Raw genomic sequence first — 14093 nt, forward strand, 5'->3', positions numbered from 1 at the left:
CCGCGATGCGAAAAAGTAGGCTAGGAGGCGGCCCGCTCGGGGCGGCCGGCGGTTTTGCGCAACTCACGCAGGCGCCGGGTCAGCGCCGGCACGATCTGGAAGAGATCGCCGACGATACCGTAGGTGGCGATCTGAAAGATCGGCGCGTCCTTGTCGCGATTGATGGCGATGATAATGTCCGAATCCTGCATGCCGACCATGTGCTGAATCGCGCCGCTGATGCCGCAGGCGATGTAGACCTTGGGCCTTACCGTCTTGCCGGTTTGGCCGACCTGACGATCATGGGGCATCCAGCCGGCATCGACCGCGCTGCGCGAAGCGCCGACCACAGCGCCGATTTCATTGGCGAACTGTTGCAAGAGAACGAAGTTCTCGCGGTTGACCATGCCGCGGCCGCCGGAAACGATGAACTCGGCGCCGGCGATATCGACATGATCCTGCCCGTCCCGGTCACTGATGACTTCGAGCACCTTGGTCAGTATGCTCTCCTCAACGGGGGCGAAATCTTCCCGCACGACCGTTCCGGTGCGGCCTTCGACAAAGTCGGGCATGGCCATGACATGGGGGCGCACTGTGGCCATCTGCGGCCGGAACTTGTCGCACATGATGGTGGCCATGATGTTGCCGCCGAAGGCCGGCCGGGTCTGCATGAGATTGCGTTTGTCATCGATGCTCAGCCCCGTGCAGTCGGCGGTCAGACCCGTCTTGATCACCGTCGCCACAGCCCCGGCAAGATCCCGGCCGAGACCGGTGGCGCCCATGAGAATGACTTCGGGCTTATGTTTGGCGATGAGATGACAGATCGCCTCGTTGTAAGGCTGGGTGCGGTAATGGCGATAAACGGGAGCGTCGAGCAGATAGACCTTGTCGGCGCCGTAAGCGAAGGCCTCGCCGCAGAGCGGTTCGACCCCGCTGCCGATGACCAGAGCACAGAGTTCGACTTTCAGCTGCTTAGCCAACTCGGCGCCAGTGCCGAGGAGCTCCCAGGATACCTTGGCCGCCTCGCCGTCGGTCTGCTCGATAAAGACCCAGACGCCGCGATAGGCGGAGAGCATCTTCTGCAGGCGGGCGGTCTCCTCGTCCACCTCTTCTTCAGCGGCCGAGTCCCCCTTCTGCTTGGCCAACTCGTCGAGAATTTTCTGCTCCTCGGGGGTGAAGTACATTTCCAGGGCGCTGGCCGGGCAGATCTTCACGCACTTGACGCAGCCAATGCACTTGGGAGCATCGATGATCGGCGCCCCCTGCTCGTCCATGACGATGGCGTCGACCGGACAGACGCTCATGCAGCGCTCGCCGCAGGCGATACAGCGTCCTTCGATGAGGCGAGCAACGCCGCGCGGCTTCTTGACTTTCGCTTTTTTTTCCATTGCGGAATCCCCAGGATGAACATCCGCCGAAAACCGGCGGAAATGAGTGATTTACAGAACCAGAAGATCCTTGCTCAGGAGCTTGTCGATGAGCTCATTGGCGGTGCCGACGGGATCGTTCAGGCCGTCGCCGATGATTTCTCCCTTGGCCCGTTCCGGGGAGAAAATCTTGCTGACCCAGGTCGGCGACCCCTTCAGCCCGACGGTCTTTTCATCCAACTGCAAGACCTGATTGTTCCACAGGGTGATCTCCGCTTCGGCTGCCGCCAGACGCATGGGGACGGTGGGATAGCGCGGCCGGTTGAGTTCCCGCACCACCGTGATCATCGCCGGCAAGGGCGCCTCGACGATTTCGTGCCGCCCTTCGAGCTTGCGTCGTACCCGGACCCGGCGGTTCTCGAGATCGAGATGTTCGATGCGGTCGACCAGGGTCAACTGGGTGAACCCGAGGCGGGTGGCGATGCCGGGGCCGGTCTGGGCGGTATCGCCGTCGATCGTCTGCTTGCCGCAGAAGACCAGGGCCACCTCCTCCGTTTGCCTAAGGCGCTCGATGGCCGCCGCCAGCACCCGACTCGTCGCCAGGGTGTCGGCGCCGCCGAAGCAGCGGTCGCTGAGCAGGATCGCTTCATCCACCCCCAGGGCGCGGGCTTTGCGCAAGGTGGCTTCGGCATTGGGCGGGCCCATGGAGAGGGCGGCGACGCGCACACCGAAACGATCCTTGAGCCGCAGGCATTCCTCCAGCGCATGGGTATCGTAAGGGTTGACGATAAAGGGGATCCCTTCGCGCACCAGGGTGTTGGTGACCGGATCGATCTGCACCTGGGTGGTGTCAGGGACCTGCTTGATACAGGCGACGACAAGCATGGGGGTTCCTTTGGCGTGGGGGACAAGAAGACTTCTGGATAAAACAAACAAAACAAGAGACAAAAATCCAGGGGATCAGGGACCCCCATGGATGTTGCCGACCGCCGAAGAGGGGGCCGATCCAAACCATTCCTCCAGAGAATGGATTGGGATTATAAAGGATAAGCCGGCGAGGGTCCAGACTTAACAGCCGGGCATCCTCGGATAATCGTCATTTTATCGCATGGTTGCCGATCACTTGCACACTCCGGGGACAAGACGGCCCAAAAGACCGAAGATCCTTTGGGCCGTCTTTTTAAGCACCGAGGTGCGAAAAAATCCACCGCACCCGCTACGGGGTCAGCGCAACGCCTGAATCTTTTTCAGGCTCTCCTGCAAAATGGTGCGTTTTTCCTCGGCTTCGGCAAGCTTGGCCCGGTCCTTTTCGAGGACGTGGCGGGGGGCGTTGGCGACAAAATTCTCGTTGGCCAGCTTTTTGGCGAAGAGCTCCACATCCTTCTCGACCTTGGCGATCTCCTTGAGCAGGCGTTTTCCCTCCTCCTCAACATTGATCAAGCCGGCCAGGGGGAGCAGAATCTCCACATCCCCGGCGACCTGGGTCGCTGCCTGGGCGGGACGCTCGACACCGACGCCGAAGGTCAGTTCGCCGACCCGAGCCAGGGTCTTGATGTAACCGGCGCCGTCGCGCAGCACCGTCGCCGAAGCTTCGCTCTTGCAGTCAAGCACCGCCTGGATCTGCTTGCTCGGCGCCACATCCATCTCGCCGCGAATGTTGCGGATGCCCCTGATCACTTCCATGATCAGCTCCATCCCGGCCACGCTCCGCTCCGCGTAGGGCAGACCCTCGCCATCCGGATAGGGGGACTCGACCAGGAAGGTCGTAGGGCGCTGGCCCGGTAGCGCCTGCCAGATTTCCTCGGTGATGAAGGGCATCAGCGGATGAAGCAGGCGCAGCAGACTTTCCAGCACCAGAAAGAGCACGCTCTGAGCGCGGCGCTTCACCGCCGGATCATCACCATAGAGATCATCCTTGACCAGTTCGATATACCAGTCGCAGAAGCTGTTCCAGGTAAAGGCGTAAAGGACACTGGCGGCATCGTTGAACTTGTAGTCGGCCAAAGCCTGATTGGTCTCGCGGGCGGCCTCAGCCAAGCGACAGAGAATCCAGGTGTCGGCCGGCGACAGGTCGAGCCGGTCGGGATCGATCCCCTCGGGCTCGAAGCCCTCCAGATTCATCAGGGTAAAGCGGCTGGCGTTCCACAATTTGTTGGCGAAGTTGCGGTAGCCGGCGATGCGCTCGGTCGAAAGTTTGATATCGCGACCCATGGCGGCGAAGGCGGCGAGGGTGAAGCGGAAGGCGTCGGTGCCGTACTCGTCGATGACGCTCAAAGGGTCGATGACGTTCCCCTTGGACTTGCTCATCTTCTGTCCCTGGGCATCGCGCACCAGGGCATGGATGTAGACTTCCTTGAAGGGGACCTCGCCCATGAACTTGAGGCCCATCATCATCATCCGCGCCACCCAGAAGAAGAGTATGTCGAAGCCGGTGACCAGGCAGGAGGTCGGATAGAACTTCTTCAGCGTTTCGGTATTTTCCGGCCAGCCCATGGTCGAGAAGGGCCAGAGGGCTGAAGAGAACCAGGTATCGAGAACGTCCGTCTCCTGGCGCAGCCGGCTGCCGCCGCAGTGGGCGCAGACGGTCGCGTCCTCGCGGGCGACGGTGATCCCCTCGCAGTCGTCGCAGTACCAGGCGGGGATGCGGTGCCCCCACCAGATCTGCCGACTGATGCACCAGTCCTTGATGTTGTACATCCACTCGTAGTAGGTCTTTTCCCACTGCTCGGGGACGATGCGGGTACGACCGTCCTTGACCGCCTCGATGGCCTTCTCGGCCAGCGGCCCGACATTGACGTACCACTGCTTGCTCATGTACGGCTCGATGACCGTCCGGCAGCGGTAGCACTCCCCCACGGCGTTGCCGTGCTCCTCGATCTTCTCCAGCAGCCCTTGCGCTTCGAGATCGGCCACCACCTGCTTGCGTGCAGCGTAGCGTTCCATCCCGTTGTAGGGGCCGCCGTTCTCGTTGACGTTGCCCGAGGTATCAAAGATGTTGATAAATTCAAGGTTGTGGCGCTTACCGACCTCGAAGTCGTTGAAGTCGTGAGCCGGAGTGATCTTCACCGCGCCGCTGCCGAATTCGCGGTCGACGTAATCGTCAGCGATGATCGGGATCTCACGGTTCACCAGGGGCAGCAAGACGGTCTTGCCAATCAGGTCGGCATAACGCTCGTCCTCGGGATTGACCGCCACCGCCGTATCGCCGAGCATCGTCTCCGGACGGGTGGTGGCCACGACCAGGACGCGGTCGCTCCCCACCACCGGATAGCGCAGATGCCAGAGATTGCCTTTTTTATCCTCGTGTTCCACTTCCAGGTCGGAAAGGGCGGTGTGACAACGGGGACACCAGTTGATCAGGCGGTTGTCCCGATAGATCAGGCCATCCTCGTAAAGGCTGACGAAGACCTCGCGCACGGCCCGGGAAAGTCCCTCGTCCATGGTGAAGCGTTCCCGCTCCCAGTCGCAGGAGGCACCGAGACGCTTGAGCTGATTGATGATCTGTCCGCCGGACTCGGAGCGCCATTGCCAGACCCGCTCGACAAAGGCCTCGCGCCCCAGTTCGTGACGGTCCTTCCCTTCGGCGGCGAGCTGTTTTTCCACCACGTTCTGGGTGGCGATACCGGCGTGGTCGGTGCCGGGCATCCACAGCGTTTCATGGCCGCTCATACGCTTCCAGCGCACCAGAATGTCTTGCAGGGTGTTGTTCAGGGCATGCCCCATGTGCAGCACCCCGGTGACGTTGGGCGGGGGGATGACGATGGAGTAATGAGGCTTGGGGGAGTGTTCGTCGGCGCGGAAGCAGCCCTGGCTTTCCCAGGCTTGATACCATTTCTTCTCGACGTCGCGGGGTTCGTATCCTTTGGGCAGATGGGTTTCCATGGACGCTGCGTCCTTCCTGCGTATTAAATTTTTATCCGACCTGTGGGGCGGAGTTGCGAGTAAAAAAAGGAATGGGGATTTTAACCATCCCCATTCCATCCGTCAACCGGCGATCGCCGTCACTGCGTCAAGCGATGTATTTCAGCCCGATTGCTCCGCCTCGGCCTTGATCTGACGCAGTTCATCCTTGATCAGACTTTCGGCCAGGTCGGGCACGATTTCCCAGGCGATCTTTTCGAGAATGGTACCGGCCAGTCGCTCGATCACCGTACCGGCGACGCGCTCGACAATGCGCTCCAGTTCGGCTTCGCTCAACTCCCGCACCCGCTCTTCGACGGCTTCCGCCGCCACGGGAGCGACAACCGGCGCAGGCGCTTCGATTGCGGACGGCTCCGCGACCGGTTCCTCAGGCAATTCGCCAGCAGTGGCGAAAAAGGGTTCCGTCGCGATCGGAGTCTCTTCGGCAAACTCAACGGCCGGCATGTCCGGCTCCAGACTCAGGGCGTCGTCCTCCTGGACGCTTTCGGTCTCAGCCAAACCCTCAGCCTCGAACTCGGGCTCTTCGGTGGAAAAGACAAAGTCATCCTCTTCCGCCACCGAGGCTTCACCAATGATCGCCGTCTCCAAAGCGGACTCTGTCACGTCCTCGGACTCAGGCGCAGCGGCAAGGGAAACGGGCTCATCCTCGAAAGCAAAAATGTCCTCGGCCAAGGGCGGAAGATCTTCGTCGGCAGCCAGGTCTGACGCCTCCTCCGGAACGAAGACGAAATCATCCTCGGCGGCCGGGGCTTCGACGACCGTCTCACCCTCCAGGATATCACCCTCGTCGAGAGCCAGAATATCCTCCTCGGCCAGCTCCATCACCTCGTCTTCTTCGCTCAGGCCGACCACCTCTTCTGCAGCCCCCCCCTCGTCGATGGCGGGAGCGGCGGGCGCGTCCATCTCCGCCCAGACATCCTCCGAAAGCTCGCTGGCGGCGGGTTCGTCGGACGCCGGGGCCAGATCTTCTTCGACCAAGGAGACGTCACTCCAGATATCCTCAGCCGCCTCAGCCTCCGGCGGAGCGGCAGACGCCTCGGTTTCGTCGGTGAAAATAGCGCCGAAATCGACCTCTTGGGAAGCTGCGGCGGCAGCAGGCTCCGCCGCCGGTGCGGCCTCGGAATCCTCCAGTTCGGTCCAGATATCCGCTTCCACCTCGGGTTCGGAAGCGGAAATGGGCGCTGCCTCTGGCATGGCTGCGGGAGCCGCTGCCGACTCAGGCGCGGCCTCGGCCACCGGCGCGACGGGCTCGTCCGGTGCGGTAGGGGCTTTAGGCTCGGCCGGTGCAGCCCAGGCCTTGTCGAGCAGCTCCTTGACGCGGCTGATCAGGGTCTGGGATTCGAAAGGCTTGGCAATCCAGCCATCGGCGCCGCAGGCTTGGGCCTTGGCTTCATCGAAAGGTTCGAAGGTGCCGGTGAGCAAAAGGACCGGAACCCCAGCCAGGGAGGGGTCGGCCTTGACCGCCGCGCAAAGCTCGTAACCGTTCTTCCCGGGCATGAAGACGTCGGCGAGAATCAGGTCGGGACGATCGCTTCTGGCCTTTTCCAAAGCGGCATCCCCGTTGTCGGCGACGGCGAGGTTGTAATCTTCGTTGACGAAGGTGATGCCAATGACCTTCTGAATCGTAACACTGTCGTCGGCCAGTAACAGTTTCCTGCTCATTCAAACCTCCTGATTCCCCGGTGGGGAAGGTTGCCGGAAATCCCAGCGGGACAGCTCCGCGACAATCCGTTCGATATCCAAAAGAAGATAGGGGACCTGGTCATAAAGCACCTGCCGTCCCTCGTTTTTACCGGCGTCGGAAAGGCCGGGCGTTGCAAACCGCTCCGGAGCCGGGACGCGGGGGACGGCATCGGCCGACAGGGCCACCCGCCCCCAGGAAACGGCACAGATAAGGGCAAAGGCGGAGACCGTCGCGGGCGAATCTTTCGCGGCGAGGCGCAACAGGGGAAGGGCCTCACCGTCATGAACCACCATTCCCGCCACGTGCGGCGGCAACAGGGGTAAAAAACGAACCTTCGGCAGAGGAATTACCGCCAGAACATCCGCCAGAGGGAGGGCGAAAGCACCGTCCCGGTTGCGGAAGAACACAAGCCGATTGCTCAGATCCCGCGCCGACATTGTTCCAACCAAAGAGCGTCGCAACGAACCAGCAGCTCGTCCCGCCAGAGCTCCACATCGCCATAGGGTCGGGGGCCGGGAAGGCGGGACAAGAGCGGCGCCGAACAGCGCGTGAAGGCCGAAACCGGATAAACCCCCAGCACAGAGTCGATGGGAGCGGCCCAGTTGCCCCGTTCCCCCGCCAGCACCAGATATTTCACCGATGCCTCACGACGGGGGTTGTCGGGCAACCGAAAAAGTCGCCTCAGGTTGACCACGGGGATCTCGCCGTCGCGAAACGGGAGCATGGCCGGCGGCACATCGGCGGCGAAAAGTTCCCGGGAATCTTCCTCGCGGATTTCCAGCAGATCCTCCGCGGCCAGGGAGAAGCCGACCTCTCCCAGGCGGAAAACCAGGGACATGGCGGTGGAACTGGACATGCTCACCTCCCCGCGCTCAGACCTGCGACGGCTTCTGCAAAAGCCGCCAAATTAGCTGAAACGCTACCATAGGGGCTCCCGGAGTGTCAAGAGGAGCAACTGGAAAATTCAATAGGTTAGGCGATTTAGAAGAGTTTCCAGGGCTGCGGCAGAAAGAGCCGATGATAAAGATTAATGGCATAGCGATCGGTCATGCCGGCGAGAAAATCCGCTACCGAAACTTCACGACAGTCCCCCGGCAATCGACGGCCGCCATGAGCCGTCAGCGCCTCTTCGTTTTCCATGAAAAAGAGAAAAAGTTCGCGCAGAATGCGTGCGGCCTTGGCGAAATCCTCGTGTACGCTCGGTGCCTGGTAGACGTGGTCATAGAGCCAGTCCCGCAGATCGGTGACGGCTTCGGCCAGAGGATCGGAGAGGCGGATCTCCCCCCCGTCCGCGGCCAGGGAATGTTGGATGATGTCGTTGACCATGGTCCGAATCCGCCGGGAGTGGGTCTCCCCCAATACGGCGATGATCCGCCCGGGGATCTGACCGCTCTTCACCAGTCCCGCGCGCAGGGCGTCATCCAGGTCGTGATTGACATAAGCGATGATATCGGCCAGGCGGACGATGCGCCCTTCGAGAGTGACGGCCCGCACCGCCGGATCGGCCCCCTGAATCGGCCCCTGTCCCTTGGAATGTTTGAGGATGCCGTCGCGCACCTCGAAGGTCAGGTTCAATCCCGCCCCGTCTTTTTCCAGCACGTCGACCACCCGCAGGCTCTGCCGCACATGGTGAAAACCGCCCGGCACGAGCTCGTTGAGTACCCGCTCGCCGGCATGCCCAAAGGGGGTGTGACCGAGGTCGTGTCCCAGCGCGATGGCCTCTGTCAGATCTTCGTTGAGAGCCAGGGCGCGGGCAACGGTCCGGGCGATCTGGGAAACCTCCAGAGTGTGGGTCAGCCGGGTCCGATAATGATCCCCTTCCGGCGCGAGAAAGACCTGGGTTTTGTGTTTCAGGCGCCGAAAAGATTTACAGTGCAGTATACGGTCCCGATCATGCTGAAAGGCGGTTCTGATTGTACAGGATTCTTCCGGACGGGAACGCCCAACACTTTCTTTACTGCGGCAGGCGTGCCCGGACAAAAATCGATCTTCCCGCTCCTCAAGCAAACAACGTATATTCATGACCGCCCTCTTCCCATTCAAACTATGTTTGTGAAAATAGCCGTCCAACCAACCTTAAACCGTGAAAAATTTTCGCCTCAACCATAGCGATCCGGATCATCAGGAGAAGGTTCGGGAACACGGAAAAAGCATTCTTATCGGCAACCGCTCGTGTTTACGAGAAAATCTTCTTGCTTTTATCATTGAATATTGTATTAGTAACATAATTTATTTTTGACAAACACCACAATAACCGATTGCCCAGGAGGAAAGACATGGCGACATTGCTGGAAATGGCGGCTGAAATCGTAGCTGCCCATGCCTCGACAACGACGATGACTAAAGAAGAACTGATGACCGAACTGGTTGAACTGCACAAGACCCTCGGTGCCCTGGAAAAAGGCGAAACGCCGGCTGTCGAAGGGGCCGTGGCCGATGCGGAAGCCGCCGCACCTGTCATTTCTTTAAAAAAAGCCTTTGGCAAAGACAAAGTCACCTGCATGATCTGCGGCAAGGAAATGAAAACCCTGGCCCGTCATCTCAAGACCGCCCACGACCTCAAACCCACGGAATACCGTAAGCAGTTCGGCATCCCCAGCAAGCAGCCCCTGGCGGCCCGTAACTACTCGGAAAGCCGTCGGGCAATGGCCGTGGAACGCGGCCTCGGCGACAACCTCGCCAAGGCCCGCGCCGCCCGCGGCAAAAAGAAGTAGCCAACGCTAAAAGAACTGTTTTTCACGAAAAAAGCGCCCGAATGGGCGCTTTTTTCGTTTCATCAAAAGAGAACAAAAGGAATGCTGCGCAACAGCCGACCCGCAGCATCGACGACCTCGACCCGCCAATCCCCCGTCCATCCCGCCTCCAGCGTCTTGACCGACCAGGTATTCCAGGGGGAATTGCGCACCCGCAACTCGACGCGCGCGACCTCCTGGTCTCCCCGATACCAGACATGGAAGATCGGGGTCGGCTCTTCTGCGCCAACGATCCGCGTGAAACAGTAAAGCGGACCGGCCGCGGCTGACCAGCGCTGCACCCGGTCGACCGGCCGATGGTCCTCGACCTGTGTGGTGATCACCCCCTCGACAATCTCAAGGGCTCCGGCCGCACCGCTCCCCGACACCAGCAACAAGAGAAAGACAAAGATGGTCTTCATGACGGACACGCCTCCTTTTTGTTCCTTGTACAAATGGTCGGGATCGGGTATTTAGAATCCAACAGATGTCACGGCCCGAAAACCCGCCCCCCCCTCTTCCGCCAAGGATACCCCGCAATGAAACGTCTGCTGCTCGGCGACACCCGTCAGCCGCTGCTGGAAACCATCGAAGGCATGCTCAAGCACTGGGGCTACCGGGTACTGGTCTCGTCGCGCCCCGAGCAGATCAAAGTGCTGCTGCGGGAAACCTCCCCCGACCTGCTCATTCTCGGTGCCGAGTTCCTGGCCAACAGCGAAAACTCCCTGCGCAAACGGGTCGAGAAGCTGGTGACTGCGGGCAACTGTCCGCTGCTGGTCCTGAATGAGGAAGGCATCGAAAACAACCTGACGATCCCCCATGACCCGATCGCCGTCCCCATCGACCTTTTCAGCTTCTTTGCCCAAGTGCAGCGCCACACGGAACGCTTCCCCCGCAAAAATTTGCGTCTCACCGTCAAGCTCCCGGGGATGTTCTCCCGGGGAGCCCAGACTTGCCTGGCGGAAGTTCTCAGCCTGAGCATCCAGGGGCTGATGATCAAGACCAGCCTGCGCATGGAACCGGGCGACACCCTGACCGTCTGTGTTCCCCTGGTCGGCATGAGCAAGGAACTGGAACTGACGGGGCGGGTTCTCTACGGCGTTCAGCCCAACGCCGACAACAACTACCTGCAGGGGGTGGGTGTGGAGTTTATCGACCTGAGCGAGTCGGATCGCGAAGCCCTCGGCGACTTTATCCGCAAACGCTTCTTCGGCGACGTCTCCACCGAGGAACATGCCCCCCAGGTCTCGCCGGACCAGTTCGAGCAACCGCGCTGACCAGTGCCCGCCCTAGCCCGTCAACTCTCCCAAGAAACCCTTCCCCGCCCCCACCGGTAAGCCGTAAGCCTCGGCGAGGGTCGCCGCGACATCGGCGAAGGAGGTGCGCACGCCAAGCGCCGTTCCTTGCGCCATGGCCGGCGACCAGACCAGCAGCGGCACATATTCCCGGGTATGATCGCTCCCCGGCGTGGTCGGATCGCAGCCGTGATCAGCGGTGACGATGAGCAGGTCCTCGGCCTTCAGGGCAGCCCGGCACTCAGGGAGCCAGCGGTCGAACTCCTCCAGCGCCTGGCCGAAGCCCTTCGCATCGAGCCGATGCCCGTAAAGCATATCGAAGTCGACGAGATTGGTGAAGATCAGCCCCCGCTCCATTGCCGCGAGAGCGGTGAGGGTCTTGGCCATACCGTCGCGGTTGTCGCTGCTGTAGACGTAGTCGCCGATCCCGCAGCCGGCGAAGATGTCGCGAATCTTGCCGACACCGAAAACCGGAATGCCGGCGGCGGTCATTCCATCGAGGATCGTCGGGGCAGTGGGCGACAGGGAAAAGTCGTGGCGGTTCGCGGTGCGCCGGTAGTTTTCTGGGGCGTCGCCGACAAAGGGGCGGGCGATGACCCGGCCGATACGGTAGGGATCGAGGATGCGCCGGGCGGCGCGGCAGATCTCGTAGAGCCGCTCCACCGGGATGATCCCTTCGTGGGCGGCGACCTGGAAGACCGAGTCGGCGCTGGTGTAGACGATGGGCCGACCGCTGCGCAGATGCTCGTCGCCGAGTTCTTTCAGGATTTCCGTCCCACTGGCGGCGATATTGCCCAAAAAGTCGAGACCCGTCTCCCGCCTCAGGGCGGCGATGATCTCTTCGGGAAAGCCGGTGGGATAGGTCGGCAGGGGATTGGGCTCAATGATGCCGGCGATTTCCCAGTGGCCGGTGGTGGTATCCTTACCGGCCGAAGCCTCGGCCATCCGCCCCCAGCCCCCTTGCGGCGCGGCGACCGTCGGCACCCCGGGCAATTGCAGAATGTTGCCCAACCCCAGCGCCTGCAGATGAGGCAGATCCAGCCCGCCGCAGGCCTCGGCGACATGGCCCAGGGTATTGGCCCCGACGTCGCCGTAGCGCGCGGCATCGGGCAGCTCGCCGATACCGCAGCCGTCGAGAGTGATCAGCAGCACTCGTTTTACCCCGCCCCCCCTCACAGCCCGCTCTCCCGCCGCCACTGATCGACAATGGCCACGCCGCCGCTGCTGCCGATGCGGGTCGCCCCTGCGGCCAGCAGCGCCCGGCAGGTGGTCCAGTCGCGGATGCCGCCGGCCGCCTTGACGCCGATGCGGCCGTCCGCAATCCGTGCCAGCAGTTCGACATCGGCGATGGTCGCCCCGCCTGGACCGAAACCGGTGGAGGTCTTGACATAGGCCGCGCCGGCCCGTACCACTGCCTCGGTCAAAGCGATCTTGCGGGCCGTATCGAGAAAGCAGCATTCGAGGATCACCTTGACCCGGGCCGTCCCGGCGGCGCGCACGACCTGACGGATTTCCTCTTCCACACCGGCAAGTTCGCCATCGAGGGCGTTACCGACAGGGATCACCATGTCGATCTCCGCCGCCCCGACAGCGACGGTCTCGGCGGTTTCGCAGACCTTGACGGCGGGAAGCGTATAGCCGAGGGGAAAACCGATGACCGTGCCGACGGCGACCTCCGAACCGTAGAGCAGATCGGCGGCCAAAGGAACAAAGATCGGGGGGAGGCAGACCGAGGCAAAGCCGTATTCCACCGCCTCCTCGCAGAGGCGGCGCACCTGATCGGCGCGGGTGTCGGGTTTGAGCAGGGTATGATCGATGAGAGGCGCGGGATTGGGGTGGGTCATGGGAATCGCAAAATCGGCGGGGGCGGTTCGTAAACCGCCCCCGCTTTGTCAAAAGGGATGAAAATTGACCTAGCTGCGGTAATCGGCGTTGATTTTCACATAATCGTAGGTCAGATCGGAGGTGTAGTAATAGGCCCGCCCGCTGCCCTGCTTGAGATCGATGAAGACGGTGAATTCCGGGGTCTTCAACACCTCGGTCGCCTTGGCTTCCAGCTCCTTGCCGGTGCCGAGGCCATCCTTGACCACCGGCACCTCGCCGAAGCGGATGTCGACTTTCTCGGGATCGACCTGGGCGCCGCTGTAACCGACGGCGGCGATGATCCGCCCCCAGTTGGCATCCTGACCGAAGAAGGCGGTCTTGACCAGGCTGGAGGTAGCGACGCTGCACGCCGCCTGGCGCGCTTCGGCATCACTTGCCGCACCCGTCACCTCGATGCGTACCAGTTTGGTCGCCCCTTCGCCGTCGCGCACGATCATCTTCGCCAGTTCCAGCAGCACTTCGTCGAGCAGGGACTGAAATTCCCCCGCCGCTTTTGATCCGGCGGCGATCGGCGCGTTCCCCGCCGCGCCGCTGGCCAGAAGCAGCACCATATCGTTGGTCGAGGTGTCGCGGTCGACAGTGATGCAGTTGAAGGAACCGTCCACCGACTGACGCAGGGCAGTGTCGACGAAGCCGCCCTCCAGTTCCGCATCGGTCAAAATAAAGGCGAGCATGGTCGCCATGTTCGGGTGGATCATCCCCGCCCCTTTGGCGACACCAAGAATGCGGTAGGGGCGGCCGTCGACCTCGCCGGTCACGGCATAGCGCTTGGCAAAGGAATCGGTCGTCATGATCGCCGCCGCCACTTCGTCGGCATGATCCTCCCGCAGTTGCGCCGCCAGTTTCGGCACCGCCTCCTCGAACTTGGCCATGGGCAGGGGCGCGCCGATGACGCCGGTGGAAGAGACCGCCACCAACTCCTCGTCGATGCCGAGGGCGGCCGCAGCGATAGCGCCGCAGCGCAGGGCATCCTGGCGCCCCTGCTCGCCGGTGCAGGCGTTGGCGTTGCCGCTGTTGACCAGAATCGCCTGACAACGACCCTGGCGAATGCGCGGTGCGCAGATCTGCACCGGCGCCGCCACCACCTTGTTGGTGGTGAAGACTCCGGCGCAAAGAGCCGGTTTATCCGCCACGATCAGCGCCAGGTCAAGGCGCCCCGATTTTTTCAAGCCGGCGGCGCCGGCCGCGAAGCGGAATCCGGCCACACCATGAAGATCCACCCTGTTCATTC

13 protein-coding genes are annotated in these 14093 nt (G+C 61.9%); 2 read left to right on the forward strand and 11 right to left on the reverse strand.

Annotation, left to right across the window (positions count from 1 at the left end; genetic code table 11):
• Positions 1–20 precede the first annotated feature (20 nt).
• From BQ4888_RS16535 to BQ4888_RS16565, 7 genes are all read right to left on the reverse strand, one after another.
• Entirely contained in the window at positions 21–1367 is a 1347-nt protein-coding gene (locus BQ4888_RS16535) for an FAD-binding protein (RefSeq protein WP_092058698.1), read from the reverse strand.
• 51 nt (positions 1368–1418) lie between these two features.
• The gene (locus BQ4888_RS16540; protein WP_092058700.1) at positions 1419–2231 is read right to left on the reverse strand and encodes an electron transfer flavoprotein subunit beta/FixA family protein; all 813 of its coding nucleotides are present in this window, start codon (positions 2229–2231) and stop codon (positions 1419–1421) included.
• Between the two features lie 339 nt (positions 2232–2570).
• Positions 2571–5228, reverse strand: coding sequence for a valine--tRNA ligase (locus BQ4888_RS16545; protein ID WP_092058702.1), 2658 nt, complete (start codon positions 5226–5228; stop codon positions 2571–2573).
• Positions 5229–5369: 141 nt separating this feature from the next.
• On the reverse strand, positions 5370–6929 hold the full coding sequence (locus BQ4888_RS17665; protein WP_092058704.1) for a response regulator: 1560 nt from the start codon (positions 6927–6929) through the stop codon (positions 5370–5372).
• The gene (locus BQ4888_RS16555; protein WP_170232924.1) at positions 6930–7358 is read right to left on the reverse strand and encodes a chemotaxis protein CheW; all 429 of its coding nucleotides are present in this window, start codon (positions 7356–7358) and stop codon (positions 6930–6932) included.
• An 11-nt stretch (positions 7359–7369) separates the two neighbouring features.
• Positions 7370–7807 (reverse strand): chemotaxis protein CheW, encoded by a 438-nt coding sequence (locus BQ4888_RS16560; protein WP_092058708.1) that lies wholly within the window; start codon positions 7805–7807, stop codon positions 7370–7372.
• A gap of 125 nt (positions 7808–7932) precedes the next feature.
• Positions 7933–8973, reverse strand: coding sequence for a deoxyguanosinetriphosphate triphosphohydrolase (locus tag BQ4888_RS16565; protein ID WP_092058710.1), 1041 nt, complete (start codon positions 8971–8973; stop codon positions 7933–7935).
• 254 nt (positions 8974–9227) lie between these two features.
• Between BQ4888_RS16565 and BQ4888_RS16570 the strand changes: the two genes are divergently transcribed.
• The gene (locus tag BQ4888_RS16570) at positions 9228–9665 is read left to right on the forward strand and encodes a Ros/MucR family transcriptional regulator (RefSeq protein WP_092058712.1); all 438 of its coding nucleotides are present in this window, start codon (positions 9228–9230) and stop codon (positions 9663–9665) included.
• A gap of 62 nt (positions 9666–9727) precedes the next feature.
• On the opposite strand, the gene BQ4888_RS16575 is transcribed toward BQ4888_RS16570, so the two are convergent.
• The gene (locus BQ4888_RS16575) at positions 9728–10105 is read right to left on the reverse strand and encodes a DUF2914 domain-containing protein (RefSeq protein WP_092058714.1); all 378 of its coding nucleotides are present in this window, start codon (positions 10103–10105) and stop codon (positions 9728–9730) included.
• A gap of 117 nt (positions 10106–10222) precedes the next feature.
• Here BQ4888_RS16575 and BQ4888_RS16580 point away from each other — a divergent pair, with 117 nt between their 5' ends.
• Positions 10223–10960 carry a PilZ domain-containing protein gene (locus tag BQ4888_RS16580; RefSeq protein ID WP_170232925.1) on the forward strand — a complete coding sequence of 246 codons (738 nt, stop codon included), beginning with the start codon at positions 10223–10225 and terminating at the stop codon, positions 10958–10960.
• 12 nt (positions 10961–10972) lie between these two features.
• On the opposite strand, the gene BQ4888_RS16585 is transcribed toward BQ4888_RS16580, so the two are convergent.
• From BQ4888_RS16585 to argJ, 3 genes are all read right to left on the reverse strand, one after another.
• Complete coding sequence (locus BQ4888_RS16585; RefSeq protein WP_240746373.1) at positions 10973–12130, reverse strand: phosphopentomutase; 1158 nt, start codon at positions 12128–12130, stop codon at positions 10973–10975.
• Between the two features lie 20 nt (positions 12131–12150).
• Complete coding sequence (deoC, locus tag BQ4888_RS16590; RefSeq protein WP_092058721.1) at positions 12151–12822, reverse strand: deoxyribose-phosphate aldolase; 672 nt, start codon at positions 12820–12822, stop codon at positions 12151–12153.
• 69 nt (positions 12823–12891) lie between these two features.
• Positions 12892–14091 carry a bifunctional glutamate N-acetyltransferase/amino-acid acetyltransferase ArgJ gene (gene argJ / locus BQ4888_RS16595; protein ID WP_092058723.1) on the reverse strand — a complete coding sequence of 400 codons (1200 nt, stop codon included), beginning with the start codon at positions 14089–14091 and terminating at the stop codon, positions 12892–12894.
• Positions 14092–14093: the final 2 nt, after the last annotated feature.

Source organism: Desulfuromonas acetexigens, from assembly GCF_900111775.1.
GTDB classification, from domain to species: Bacteria; Desulfobacterota; Desulfuromonadia; order Desulfuromonadales; family Trichloromonadaceae; genus Trichloromonas; species Trichloromonas acetexigens.

What these genes read in the sequence shown, in the direction of transcription:
- BQ4888_RS16535 (WP_092058698.1), bottom strand. Translation starts at nt 1,367, where the DNA reads ATGGAAAAAAAAGCGAAAGTCAAGAAGCCGCGCGGCGTTGCTCGCCTC.
- BQ4888_RS16540 (WP_092058700.1), bottom strand. Translation starts at nt 2,231, where the DNA reads ATGCTTGTCGTCGCCTGTATCAAGCAGGTCCCTGACACCACCCAGGTG.
- BQ4888_RS16545 (WP_092058702.1), bottom strand. Translation starts at nt 5,228, where the DNA reads ATGGAAACCCATCTGCCCAAAGGATACGAACCCCGCGACGTCGAGAAG.
- BQ4888_RS17665 (WP_092058704.1), bottom strand. Translation starts at nt 6,929, where the DNA reads ATGAGCAGGAAACTGTTACTGGCCGACGACAGTGTTACGATTCAGAAG.
- BQ4888_RS16560 (WP_092058708.1), bottom strand. Translation starts at nt 7,807, where the DNA reads ATGTCCAGTTCCACCGCCATGTCCCTGGTTTTCCGCCTGGGAGAGGTC.
- BQ4888_RS16565 (WP_092058710.1), bottom strand. Translation starts at nt 8,973, where the DNA reads ATGAATATACGTTGTTTGCTTGAGGAGCGGGAAGATCGATTTTTGTCC.
- BQ4888_RS16570 (WP_092058712.1), top strand. Translation starts at nt 9,228, where the DNA reads ATGGCGACATTGCTGGAAATGGCGGCTGAAATCGTAGCTGCCCATGCC.
- BQ4888_RS16575 (WP_092058714.1), bottom strand. Translation starts at nt 10,105, where the DNA reads ATGAAGACCATCTTTGTCTTTCTCTTGTTGCTGGTGTCGGGGAGCGGT.
- BQ4888_RS16580 (WP_170232925.1), top strand. Translation starts at nt 10,223, where the DNA reads ATGAAACGTCTGCTGCTCGGCGACACCCGTCAGCCGCTGCTGGAAACC.
- deoC (WP_092058721.1), bottom strand. Translation starts at nt 12,822, where the DNA reads ATGACCCACCCCAATCCCGCGCCTCTCATCGATCATACCCTGCTCAAA.
- argJ (WP_092058723.1), bottom strand. Translation starts at nt 14,091, where the DNA reads ATGAACAGGGTGGATCTTCATGGTGTGGCCGGATTCCGCTTCGCGGCC.